This window comes from Pseudomonas sp. RA_15y_Pfl1_P11 (assembly GCF_963970975.1).
GTDB lineage: Bacteria > Pseudomonadota > Gammaproteobacteria > Pseudomonadales > Pseudomonadaceae > Aquipseudomonas > Aquipseudomonas tritici.
Genome location: NZ_CAXAOY010000007.1, coordinates 81,750 through 93,131 on the forward strand (window position 1 = coordinate 81,750; position 11,382 = coordinate 93,131).

Annotated in this window: 11 protein-coding genes; 6 read left to right on the top strand and 5 right to left on the bottom strand. The window is 60.7% G+C overall.

The features are described from left to right. The first annotated feature begins 110 nt into the window (after positions 1 to 110). The 5 genes from pqqA (at position 111) to pqqE (ending at position 3,322) form a co-directional block, all read left to right on the top strand. Entirely contained in the window at positions 111 to 185 is a 75-nt protein-coding gene (gene pqqA / locus AACY44_RS11110; protein WP_003194766.1) for a pyrroloquinoline quinone precursor peptide PqqA, read from the top strand. 66 nt (positions 186 to 251) lie between these two features. Continuing rightward, on the top strand, positions 252 to 1,163 hold the full coding sequence (gene pqqB, locus AACY44_RS11115; RefSeq protein ID WP_339415389.1) for a pyrroloquinoline quinone biosynthesis protein PqqB: 912 nt from the start codon (positions 252 to 254) through the stop codon (positions 1,161 to 1,163). Between the two features lie 11 nt (positions 1,164 to 1,174). Continuing rightward, positions 1,175 to 1,927 carry a pyrroloquinoline-quinone synthase PqqC gene (gene pqqC, locus AACY44_RS11120; RefSeq protein ID WP_339415388.1) on the top strand — a complete coding sequence of 251 codons (753 nt, stop codon included), beginning with the start codon at positions 1,175 to 1,177 and terminating at the stop codon, positions 1,925 to 1,927. Then, the gene (pqqD, locus tag AACY44_RS11125; RefSeq protein ID WP_339415387.1) at positions 1,924 to 2,199 is read left to right on the top strand and encodes a pyrroloquinoline quinone biosynthesis peptide chaperone PqqD; all 276 of its coding nucleotides are present in this window, start codon (positions 1,924 to 1,926) and stop codon (positions 2,197 to 2,199) included. The genes pqqC and pqqD overlap by 4 nt, the downstream gene beginning before the upstream one ends. Further along, entirely contained in the window at positions 2,192 to 3,322 is a 1,131-nt protein-coding gene (gene pqqE / locus AACY44_RS11130) for a pyrroloquinoline quinone biosynthesis protein PqqE (RefSeq protein ID WP_015886197.1), read from the top strand. Before pqqD ends, pqqE begins: the two co-directional genes overlap by 8 nt. A 5-nt stretch (positions 3,323 to 3,327) precedes the next feature. Here the strand turns inward: pqqE and AACY44_RS11135 are convergent, their stop codons facing one another. Beyond that, positions 3,328 to 3,486 (bottom strand): YqaE/Pmp3 family membrane protein, encoded by a 159-nt coding sequence (locus tag AACY44_RS11135; protein WP_339415386.1) that lies wholly within the window; start codon positions 3,484 to 3,486, stop codon positions 3,328 to 3,330. A 172-nt stretch (positions 3,487 to 3,658) separates the two neighbouring features. Then, the gene (locus tag AACY44_RS11140; protein ID WP_339496736.1) at positions 3,659 to 4,921 is read right to left on the bottom strand and encodes an aspartate aminotransferase family protein; all 1,263 of its coding nucleotides are present in this window, start codon (positions 4,919 to 4,921) and stop codon (positions 3,659 to 3,661) included. 209 nt (positions 4,922 to 5,130) lie between these two features. Here AACY44_RS11140 and AACY44_RS11145 point away from each other — a divergent pair, with 209 nt between their 5' ends. Then, positions 5,131 to 6,030, top strand: a complete 900-nt coding sequence (locus tag AACY44_RS11145) for a LysR family transcriptional regulator (RefSeq protein WP_339427682.1) — start codon at positions 5,131 to 5,133, stop codon at positions 6,028 to 6,030. A 226-nt stretch (positions 6,031 to 6,256) separates the two neighbouring features. On the opposite strand, the gene AACY44_RS11150 is transcribed toward AACY44_RS11145, so the two are convergent. The 3 genes from AACY44_RS11150 to AACY44_RS11160 all read right to left on the bottom strand — a co-directional run bounded on the left by AACY44_RS11150 (position 6,257) and on the right by AACY44_RS11160 (position 11,303). Continuing rightward, positions 6,257 to 8,035, bottom strand: a complete 1,779-nt coding sequence (locus AACY44_RS11150; protein WP_339415384.1) for an acyl-CoA dehydrogenase C-terminal domain-containing protein — start codon at positions 8,033 to 8,035, stop codon at positions 6,257 to 6,259. A gap of 121 nt (positions 8,036 to 8,156) precedes the next feature. Beyond that, complete coding sequence (locus AACY44_RS11155) at positions 8,157 to 9,926, bottom strand: acyl-CoA dehydrogenase C-terminal domain-containing protein (RefSeq protein WP_339415383.1); 1,770 nt, start codon at positions 9,924 to 9,926, stop codon at positions 8,157 to 8,159. Between the two features lie 90 nt (positions 9,927 to 10,016). Beyond that, positions 10,017 to 11,303, bottom strand: coding sequence for a GGDEF domain-containing protein (locus AACY44_RS11160; RefSeq protein ID WP_339415382.1), 1,287 nt, complete (start codon positions 11,301 to 11,303; stop codon positions 10,017 to 10,019). Positions 11,304 to 11,382 lie beyond the last annotated feature (79 nt).

Sequence of the window (11,382 nt, forward strand, 5' to 3'; positions counted from 1 at the left end):
TAAAATAATTGCGTAACATTCCCACGCATACCTGTGAACATCTCCGCCTGGAGGTGGACTATATGTATTACTTGGTAGTGAACGTCCCATCCCTTCGTAGGAGTAAGAACATGACTTGGTCCAAACCTGCTTACACTGATCTGCGCATCGGTTTCGAAGTCACCATGTACTTCGCCAGCCGTTAATCCGCTGGGTAATACAACGCCTCGGCTCGCCCGGGGCGTTTTTGTTTTGAGCTTGATGGAGCGACCATGTTTGTCCAGATTTTAGGTTCCGCCGCCGGCGGTGGTTTCCCGCAGTGGAACTGCAACTGCGTGAACTGCGCTGGTTTGCGCGATGGCAGCCTGCGGGCGCAAGCGCGTACCCAGTCATCCATCGCGATCTCCGACGATGGTGTGAACTGGGTGCTGTGCAATGCCTCGCCGGATATCCGCGCGCAACTCCAGGGTTTTGCGCCGATGCAACCGGGCCGCGCCCTGCGTGACACCGGCATCAGCGCGATCATCCTGATGGACAGCCAGATCGACCACACCACCGGCCTGTTGAGCCTGCGCGAGGGTTGCCCGCACCAGGTGTGGTGCACCGACATGGTCCATGAAGACCTGAGCACCGGCTTCCCGCTGTTCGCCATGCTGACCCACTGGAACGGCGGCCTGGCCTGGAACCGCATCGACCTGGACGCCAGCTTCAGCATCCCGGCCTGCCCCAACCTGCGTTTCACCCCTCTGCCACTGCGCAGCGCCGCACCGCCTTATTCGCCACACCGTTTCGACCCGCACCCCGGTGACAATATCGGCCTGATCGTCGAAGACCTGCGCACCGGCGGCAAGCTGTTCTACGCCCCGGGCCTGGGCAAGGTCGACGCGCCGTTGCTGGAGATCATGGCCGGCAGCGACTGCCTGCTGGTGGACGGCACGATGTGGGATGACGATGAAATGCAGCGCCGTGGCGTCGGCACCCGCACCGGCCGCGAGATGGGCCACCTGGCACAGAACGGCCCCGGTGGCATGCTCGAGGTGCTGGAGCAATTGCCCGAGCAGCGCAAGGTGCTTATCCATATCAACAACACCAACCCGATCCTTGATGAAGACTCCCCCGAGCGAGCGGAATTGGTGCGGCGCAATGTCGAAGTGGCTTACGACGGCATGAGCATTGAATTGTAGGAGCAGACAATATGACTGACGCACCGCTAACGCCCGCCGAATTTGAAGCAGCCCTGCGCGCCAAGGGCGCCTTCTACCATATCCATCACCCGTATCACGTGGCGATGTACGAAGGCCGTGCCACCCGTGAACAAATCCAGGGCTGGGTCGCCAACCGTTTCTACTATCAGGTGAACATCCCGCTGAAGGACGCTGCGATCCTGGCCAACTGCCCGGACCGTGAAATACGTCGCGAGTGGATCCAGCGCCTGCTCGACCACGATGGCGCCCCCGGTGAAGACGGCGGCATCGAAGCCTGGCTGCGTCTGGGCCAGGCGGTCGGCCTCGACCCGGACCAACTGCGCTCCCAGGAACTGGTGTTGCCCGGCGTGCGTTTTGCGGTGGATGCCTACGTCAACTTTGCCCGCCGCGCCAGTTGGCAGGAAGCCGCCAGCAGCTCGTTGACCGAGCTGTTCGCGCCGCAGATCCACCAGTCGCGCCTCGACAGCTGGCCGCAGCATTACCCGTGGATCGACCCGGCGGGTTATGAGTATTTCCGCACCCGCCTGGGCCAGGCCCGGCGCGATGTGGAGCACGGGTTGGCGATCACCCTGCAGCACTACACCACCCGTGACGGCCAAGAGCGCATGCTGGAAATTCTCCAGTTCAAACTGGACATCCTGTGGAGCATGCTGGATGCCATGAGCATGGCCTATGAACTCAAACGCCCGCCGTATCACAGCGTGACCGAGCAGCGGGTGTGGCATAAAGGGATCACCCTATGAGCGTTGATCGCAGCAAAAAACCCACCTGGCGCCAGGGCTATCGTTACCAGTACGAGCCTGCGCAAAAAGGCCATGTGCTGCTGTATCCCGAGGGCATGATCAAGCTCAACGACAGCGCCGCACTGATTGGTGGTTTGATCGACGGCGAGCGCGACGTGGCCGCGATCATCGCCGAGCTGGATAAACAATTCCCCGGCGTACCCGAGCTCGGCGAAGACATTGAGCAATTCATGGAGGTCGCCCGTGCTGAGCACTGGATCACCCTTGCCTGAAAAGCCAGCCATCGGCCTGCCGCTTTGGCTGCTGGCCGAGCTGACTTACCGCTGCCCGTTGCAGTGCCCGTATTGCTCCAACCCGCTGGATTTTGCCGAACAGGGCAAGGAGCTGAGTACTGAGCAGTGGATCAAGGTGTTTCGTGAAGCTCGCGAGATGGGCGCCGCGCAATTGGGGTTTTCCGGCGGTGAGCCGCTGGTGCGCCAGGACCTCGCCGAGCTGATCGCCGAGGCGCGCAAGTTGGGTTTCTATACCAACCTGATCACTTCCGGCATCGGCTTGACCGAGCAGAAAATCAGCGATTTCAAGAAGGCTGGCCTGGACCATATCCAGATCAGTTTCCAGGCCAGCGACGAACAGGTGAACAACCTGCTGGCCGGCTCGAAAAAAGCTTTCGCGCAAAAACTGGAAATGGCCCGTGCGGTGAAAGCCCACGGCTACCCGATGGTGCTGAACTTCGTCACCCATCGGCACAACATCGACAAGATCGACCGCATCATTGAGCTGTGCATTGCGTTGGAAGCGGACTTTGTCGAACTCGCCACCTGCCAGTTCTACGGCTGGGCGCAGCTCAATCGTGTGGGGTTGCTGCCGACCCGGGAACAACTGGTACGCGCCGAACGCATCACCAACGAATACCGCGCCAAACTGGAAGCCGAAGGCCACCCGTGCAAGCTGATTTTCGTCACCCCGGACTACTACGAAGAGCGCCCCAAAGCCTGCATGAACGGCTGGGGCAGTATCTTTCTTACCGTGACACCAGACGGCACCGCCCTGCCCTGCCACGGCGCCCGACAGATGCCCGTGCAGTTTCCCAATGTGCGCGACCACAGCATGCAGCACATCTGGTACGACTCGTTCGGCTTCAACCGCTTTCGCGGCTACGACTGGATGCCCGAGCCGTGCCGTTCCTGCGATGAGAAAGAGAAAGACTTCGGCGGCTGCCGTTGCCAGGCCTTCATGCTCACGGGGGATGCGAGCAATGCCGACCCGGTGTGCAGCAAGTCCGAGCAGCACGGCATCATCCTGCAGGCGCGGGAAGAAGCCGAACACGCCACCCAGACCATCGAGCAACTGGCCTTTCGCAATGAGCGCAACTCACGGCTCATCGCAAAAGGCTGACGGCCTCAGCGCTTGGCGATGATGTACACCGCGTGAATAACGCCTGGGAAGTAACCGCACAGGGTCAGCAAGATGTTCAGCCAGAACGCGCCGCCGAGGCCCACTTGCAGGAACACACCCAGTGGCGGCAGCAGAATGGCGATGATGATTCGAATGAAATCCATAGGGTCAGCTCCAGAAAATCGGCTCGTGCGAGCCGTGTAGCTAATCGACCTTGGGCGTTCGTGAGGGTTCAGTGGGATCTGGCGTTGGGCCATCCAGACAAAAAAACGCCCCCAGCCAAAAGAATCAGGCCGGAGGCGTCGCGTAGACCGCGAGACGGTTCAGGAATAGGGGTTAAACGGCGATGCCCTTGCGGCATTGCAACTGCTCGGTACGCACCCGGGAAAAGGCACGGGCCAGGCGCAGGAGCATTTCGTCGATGTTACTTTTGCTCACCGTCAGGGCCGGGGTGAAACGCAGGCAGTTGGGTTGTGGGGCGTTGAGGATCAGGCCTTCATGCAAGGCCGCTTTTACCACCGCATCCGCAGAATCATCCGACAGCGTCAGGCCCCACATCAGGCCGTGGCCGCGCAGTTGGCCATGGTCGTAGCGATAGGCTAGGCGTGTCAGGCCTTCGCCGAGGTAAAAGCCGGACTCACGCACCTGCTCCAGAAAGCCGTGGTCCAGTACCGTATCGAGTACCGCCAGCCCGGCCGATGCCATCAACGCATTGCCATGATGGGTGCCTTCCAGTTCGCCCACCTCAAAACAGCAGGCTTTACCGCGTGCCAGCAGCGCGGCGAGAGGCACGCCGCCGCCCAGGCCTTTGCCGAGAGTGATGATGTCCGCACGTACGCCGTACTGTTGTTCGGCGAGCAAGGTGCCGCAGCGGCCTATGCCGGTTTGCACCTCGTCGAGGATCAGCAGGATCCCCAACTCGCGACAAAGCCTCTCGACCCCTTTGAGGTAGTGCTCCGTCGCAGGGATCACCCCGGCTTCGCCCTGGATCGGCTCGAGCAGGATGGCGACGGTTTGCGCATCGACTGCCGCATGCAGGGCCGGCAGGTCGTTGAAGGGTACGTGGCTGAAGCCTGGCAACTGTGGTTCAAAACGGTTTTCAACAGTGCCCGCCGACGCCGACATCGCCGCAAAGCTGCGACCATGGCAACCACCGCTCGCGCTGATGATGCGGTAGGCGCCACCGCGATGCAGTTGGCCCCATTTGCGCGCCAATTTGATCGCGGCTTCAACGGCTTCCGCACCGCTGTTCAGCAGATACGCCTGGTCACTGCCGGTACGATGGCACAAGCGTTCGGCGAGGTTGAGTTGAGCGCGGTTGTACAGGCCGCTCCCCGGGTTGATCAGCGCCTGGGTCTGGTCGGCCAGCGCCTTGATCAACACCTGCGGGCTGTGGCCTAGGCTGTTGGCCGCGTTGCCCTGGCTGAAATCCAGGTAGGCACGGTCGTCACTGTCCCACAGCCAGGAACCCTGGCCGCGCGCAAATACTTGCGGCGATCGCCTTAGGGAGGGCATCAGGGATTCACTGGAAGGATTATCCCTGGGCGTCTCCAGCATCAAATCATCCAGGCTCGGCGCAGGGCGACGAAACAGATTCATAGCTCACCCCCAATAGCAACCGGAGGTTGATCGGTACAACGTGCCGATACGGCCTGGAGGTTTTTTGTCTTGCCTATGTAAACGCTATCAACATCAACGCTGTTCATTGCCCGATCCGGCCCTGTAAGCCCTGCGAATAGGCGCTAGACTAGGCGTCTCAAGGGCCAACGGCCATTTCGATTTTCCAGCTTTTTCGATAAGTAAGCCTTATGGATTTCAAGCAACTGCGTTATTTCGTCGCGGTGTATGAGGAAGGCCACGTAGGCCGTGCTGCGGAGCGCTTGTCGATCTCCCAACCGGCGCTGTCCCAGCAGATTCGCCACTTGGAACAGAACCTCGACGTGAGCCTGTTCGAGCGCAGCAGCAAGCGCCTGCTGCCCACCCTGGCTGCCCACACGTTGTACAACCATGCTCTGCCGCTGATCGATGGCATGCAGCAAGCCGTGGAGGCGTTGCGTAACTTCAAGGGCCAGGCGATGCGCACCTTGGCCATTGGCGTGCTGCAAACCGTGCACACCAGCCTGGTGCCGCAGATGCTCGAGCGCGTGCGCAAGGCCCAGCCGCACTTGGTGGTGCAGATCTACGAGTTGACCGGGATTGAGATTGAACGGCGATTGCTCAACGGTTCGCTGGACATCGGTATCAGCTACTTACCGCCCCGCCAGCCGGGGCTGCACGGCGTGTTGTTGTATGAAGACGAATTGAAGGTGGTCATCCCGGAGGATCATCCCCTGCGCGAATTCAAGAAGGTCTCGCTGAAGCAGGCGGCGGAGTTACCCATGTTGCTGCTGGGCGAGGAGTTCCAGGTCAGGCAGATCTGGCAGGGCCAACTGGCCAACCTCGGCCGTCGCCCGCAAGTGCAGGCCGAGCTCAATACCATGGTGGGGATTCTCGACAGCTTGCCTCACACAAAGCTGGCGACAGTACTGCCGGGGCGCTCCCAGGACGAACACAATAGCCAGGCGCTGTTGTGGAAACCCTTGAGTGAACCCAGGGTGGCGCTGAAAGTGGGCTTGGTGTGCCGCGACGTGCAGCGCCAGCAGGCGACGGTTGCGTTGCTGCGCACCTTGCTGGAAGACGTGATGAATGCGCCGCAGGCACCGGCATGACTTTTTCGCAGGCAAAAGAAAACCCCGCCTAAGCGGGGCTTTGCAGACTGTTTCCCTGACATCCATTTCACTCCGCCGTCCTGGCAGAATCCTACGTGTCCGTGTTGTTTCTTTGCGCTTCCTGCGCGACGTCCATGTGAAGTAGATTAGCCGTGGATCCAATATGGCGATAGAGGGCGAATAGCAGCACGTCATGTAAGAGAATACTTACACGCCCTCCAATCCCTTAGAACAGGGCTTCATCCAGCAGAAACAGCGATTCGCTGCCGGCTTTTACCGACGCACTCAGCGAATGGATACGTGGCAACAGGCGCGCAAAGTAGAAGCGCGCGGTGCCCAGCTTGCTGGCGTAGAAGTCTTCTTCAGCCTCCTTGCCCAGCGCCGCCTTGGCCATGCGCGCCCACATATAGCCGTAGGCCATGTATCCAAATGCATGCAAATACTCAACGGACGCCGCGCCGATTTCATTCGGGTCTGTCTTGGCGCGATCCAGCACCCAAGCGGTCAGTTCATCCAGGTCATCCACCGCCGCACTTAGCGGTTTGGTGAATTCAGCCAGCTCGGCACCGGCCGAGGCAATGAACGCGCGGATCTCATCGGCAAACAAGGTGTAGAACGCCCCGCCGCTGCCGACGATCTTGCGCCCCATCAGGTCCAGCGCCTGGATGCCGTTGGTGCCTTCGTAGATCTGAGTGATGCGCACATCGCGCACCAGTTGCTCCTGGCCCCACTCGCGAATGTAGCCGTGGCCGCCAAACACTTGCTGGCCGAGCACCGTGGTTTCCAGGCCCAGGTCGCTCAAGAACGCCTTGGCCACTGGGGTCAGCAACGCCACCAGGTTATCCGCACGTTCGCGGGCAGCGGCATCGTCGCTGAACTTGGCGATATCCAGTTGCGTCGCCACGTAGGTGGAGAAGGCACGGCCGCCTTCGTTCGCGGCCTTCATGGTCAGCAGCATCCGGCGCACGTCCGGGTGCACGATGATCGGGTCAGCCGCTTTGTCCTTGGCCTGCGCGCCGGTCGGCGCACGGCTTTGCAAGCGGTCACGTGCGTATTCAATGGCGTTCTGGTAAGAGCGCTCGCCGGACGCCAGGCCCTGGATACCCACACCCAAGCGCTCATAGTTCATCATGGTGAACATCGCCGCCAAACCACGGTTCGGCTCGCCCACCAGATAACCCGCGGCTTCGTCGAAGTTCATCACACAGGTCGCGGACGCCTGGATCCCCATCTTATGCTCGATCGAGCCACAGCTCACCGGGTTGCGTGCGCCCAGGCTGCCGTCGGCATTCACCATGAACTTCGGCACCAGGAACAGCGAAATCCCCTTGGGACCGGCCGGCGCATCCGGCAGCTTGGCAAGCACCAAGTGGATGATGTTGTCGGTGAGGTCGTGTTCGCCACCGGTGATAAAGATCTTGGTCCCGCTGACTTTGTAGGAACCGTCCGCCTGCGGCTCAGCCTTGGTACGGATCATCCCCAAGTCGGTACCGGCATGGGACTCGGTCAGGCACATGGAGCCTGCCCATTCACCGGAATACATCTTCGGCAGGTAGGCGGCCTTGAGTGCTTCGCTGGCGTGCGTGGCAATCGACACGCAGGCGCCGGAGGTCAGCATCGGGTACAAACCGAATGCCAGGCTCGACGAGTTGATCATCTCTTCGACCTGGGCTGACACAGCCTTGGGCATGCCCATGCCACCGAAGGCAGGGTCGCCACCTACGCCAACCCAACCGCCTTCGGCGTAGGTTTTGTAGGCCTGCGGGAAACCGTCCGGCGTAAACACCGCAGTGTTGTCCCAGCGGCAACCTTGTTCATCGCCACTGCGGCTGAGCGGGGCGATGGATTTGGCAGTGACCTTGCCGGCTTCTTCGAGGATGGCCTCTACGGTTTCGGCGTCAACGGTGTCTGCCAATGCCGGCAATTGGGCCCACGTGTCGGCGACCTCAAAGACTTCGTTGAGGACGAAGCGCATATCACGCAGCGGCGCTTTGTAATCAGCCATGGCAAACCTCGTAAGAACGTGAAAGTGATTCGGTAGGATCGGTTTTACAGGCTCCGAGTGTACCCGAACAACTTTTCAGACACATAGGGTCCACTTGTGACTGATAGGTATTTTTAAGTCATCACAGCGAAAATGCCTCCGCGGGCAGACTCATCAGGCATTCGCTGCCCGCTTCCACAGCCGCGCGGTGGGTGGCGGTACGCGGCAGCAGGCGCTTGAAGTAGAAGTCGCAAGTGGCCAGCTTGGCCTTGGCGAAATCAGCGTCTTGCTGGTCAAGGGCAGCAATCGCCATGCGCAGCCACAGGTAAGCGAGCACCACGTAACCGCTGTACATCAAGTAATCCACTGCCGCCGCACCGACTTCATCGGGGTTCTTCATCGCGGCCATACCGACCTGGGTGGTCAGTTCACCCCATTCACCGTTCAGTTGATTGAGCTGCGCTACATAGGCCCTGAGTTGCGGATGCTCGGCCTGCGCGGCGCAGAACTTGTGCACGATTTTGGTAAACCCGCGCAGCAACTTGCCCTGGCTGCCCAGCACCTTGCGCCCCAGCAAGTCGAGGGCCTGGATACCGTTGGTGCCTTCATAGATCGGCGCAATCCGAGCATCCCGGGCCAGTTGCTCCATGCCCCATTCGCGAATATAGCCGTGGCCACCGAAGACCTGCATGCCATGGTTGGCCACCTCCAGCCCGGTATCGGTCATAAAGGCTTTGCACAGTGGCGTGAGGAAAGCCAGCAGGTCTTCGGCGTCCTGGCGTTGGCCGGCGTCGCTGCTCAGGTGCGCGGTGTCGAGCAGTTGCGCGGTGAAGTAGGCCAGCGCGCGGTTGCCTTCGTTGAAGGCTTTCATGGTCAGCAACATGCGGCGCACGTCGGGGTGCACGATGATAGGGTCGGCAGCTTTTTCCGGAGCCTTGGCGCCGGTCAGCGAGCGCATTTGCAGGCGATCGTTGGCGTACTTGATCGCCCCCTGGAAGCTTGCCTCGCCGCTGCACAGGCCCTGCATGCCGGTGCCCAGGCGCGCATGGTTCATCATGGTGAACATGCAGTTGAGGCCTTTGTTCGCCTCGCCGATCAGGAAACCTCTGGCACCGTCAAAGTTGAGCACACAGGTAGCCGAGGCCTTGATGCCCATCTTGTGCTCGATAGAGCCGCAGTGCACCGCGTTGCGCTCGCCGGAGTCGGCATGGAACTTGGGCACGATAAACAGCGAGATGCCCTTGGTGCCCGCCGGCGCATCCGGCAGCTTGGCCAGCACCAGGTGGATAATGTTGGTACTCATGTCGTGTTCGCCGGCAGAGATGAAGATCTTGCTGCCGGTGACCGCATAGCTGCCATCCGCCTGAGGCACGGCACGGGTCTTGATCAGGCCCAGGTCGGTGCCGCAATGGGCTTCGGTGAGGCACATGGTGCCGGTCCATTCGCCGGCGGTGAGTTTGTTCAGGAACGTATCTTTTTGCTCGGCGGTGCCATGGGCGTGGATCGCCGACATTGCGCCGTGGGTCAGCCCTGGGTACATGCCCCAGGAGGTATTGCTGGAGCCGATCATTTCGCTGAGCACCAGACCAAGTGACTGCGGCAAGCCCTGGCCGCCATAGGCCGGGTCCGCCGCCACGCCGTGCCATCCGCCTTCAACGTACTGGGCGAACGCTTCCTTGAAACCCTTGGGCGTGGTGACGACGCCATTGTCGAAATGGCAGCCTTCTTCATCACCGCTACGGTTGAGCGGCGACAGCACGTTCTCGCAAAATTTGGCGCCTTCTTCGAGGATCGCATTGACCATGTCCGGGCTGGCGTCGGTTGCACCCAACGCGGCGTAGTGGCCGTGAAAATCAAATACGTTGTCGATCAGAAAGCGCATGTCACGCAGGGGAGCTTTGTAGTCAGGCATGGCGATGTCTCCGGCAGCAGATGGTTTAACCCTACTGCCGGCCACGGCTCTCGACAATCACTGTAGGGCTGCTGAATACAGCACCATTACTCAACCGGCAGCGCTTTCCCGCACAGCGCCACGGCGGGTCTGGCCAGCGGCGACCACACAGTTACGCCCGGCGCCCTTGGCGGCGTACAGCGCCTGGTCGGCAGACTTGAGGACTTCCTCCGGTGTGCGCTGCTCAGCCTGGCGTTCCGCCACGCCGATACTGATGGTCACCGAAACACTCGATGCGCCACTGCCCGCCCGTCGCTGGCGGCCTTGGTGGTCGTCCTGAGGGCGGTCCAGGTTGCGTAATTTGATAGCGTAATCGGCGATGATTACGCGGATTTCTTCCAGGTGCGGCAAGCATTCTTCCACCGTCTTGCCGGCGAACACCACGGCGAACTCTTCACCGCCATACCGGTAAGCGCGCCCGCCGCCGTTGACCTTCGACAGCTTGCTCGCCACCAAACGCAGCACCTGGTCGCCGACGTCATGGCCATGGGTATCGTTGAAGCGCTTGAAGTGGTCGACGTCGCTCATCGCCAGCACGTAGTTGCGGCCCAACCGCTGCATACGCTCGTTCAGCGCGCGTCGTCCCGGCAAGCCGGTCAGCTCATCGCGGAAGGCCATTTGATAGGCCTCGTGGGCGACGCCGGCGGCGATCATCAGCATCACCTGGCTGCACATGATATTCAGGGTGAACGGCAGGATGAACGTCTGCGGCAACATCCAGAACAACCCCAGCAAACCCACCAGTTGCGCGGCGTGCAGCGGGCGCGGCTGGTACCAGTATTGCGCGGCCAGGGTCAGGAAGCCGATCAGGAACATCGGATACGACAGTTGGATCAGGCTCATCCAGGCGCCATGCAGCACTGGCCAGCGAATCTCCGCCAACCAGTTCAGCACCGCCACGGGGAAACTCTGCTCGAGTGCCAGCGCCACGCTGCCTATTGCCAGCAACACTGCGCCACGGGCGACGAAATCACGGAACAGGTGGGTCTTCTCCTGCCACAGCGCGTAAATGCTGAACAACAACGGCAACAACAGGCAGCACAGGTGAAACACCACCGCCGCGTCTTCGCGCACGCGTCCGTTGTCGCGGTAGAAGTCGGTCTGGGTATCGAGCAGGAAGTAGGCGATATACACCGTGATCATCAGGAACAGTTCACGCTGACGGCGGTACACCGCGCAGTACGAACCGCCGAGCAACAACACCAAGGTCGGCAACACATTGAACAGTGACGTGAAGAAAACGCTGAGGTCTTTGATATATGCAGCCGAGAGCCCGGCCAGCAACAGCAGTAACGAAGGGAGGAAATGATTGAAACTGACAGCGAACACACGTGACAAGGGTAAAACTCCGACCCGCAAAAAATGATGGCAATGTGCCTCCGCGCAGACAGTTAAGCACAACCCGTCGCGCATGTAT

What these genes read in the sequence shown, in the direction of transcription:
- pqqB (WP_339415389.1), top strand. Translation starts at nt 252, where the DNA reads ATGTTTGTCCAGATTTTAGGTTCCGCCGCCGGCGGTGGTTTCCCGCAG.
- pqqC (WP_339415388.1), top strand. Translation starts at nt 1,175, where the DNA reads ATGACTGACGCACCGCTAACGCCCGCCGAATTTGAAGCAGCCCTGCGC.
- pqqD (WP_339415387.1), top strand. Translation starts at nt 1,924, where the DNA reads ATGAGCGTTGATCGCAGCAAAAAACCCACCTGGCGCCAGGGCTATCGT.
- AACY44_RS11135 (WP_339415386.1), bottom strand. Translation starts at nt 3,486, where the DNA reads ATGGATTTCATTCGAATCATCATCGCCATTCTGCTGCCGCCACTGGGT.
- AACY44_RS11140 (WP_339496736.1), bottom strand. Translation starts at nt 4,921, where the DNA reads ATGAATCTGTTTCGTCGCCCTGCGCCGAGCCTGGATGATTTGATGCTG.
- AACY44_RS11145 (WP_339427682.1), top strand. Translation starts at nt 5,131, where the DNA reads ATGGATTTCAAGCAACTGCGTTATTTCGTCGCGGTGTATGAGGAAGGC.
- AACY44_RS11150 (WP_339415384.1), bottom strand. Translation starts at nt 8,035, where the DNA reads ATGGCTGATTACAAAGCGCCGCTGCGTGATATGCGCTTCGTCCTCAAC.
- AACY44_RS11155 (WP_339415383.1), bottom strand. Translation starts at nt 9,926, where the DNA reads ATGCCTGACTACAAAGCTCCCCTGCGTGACATGCGCTTTCTGATCGAC.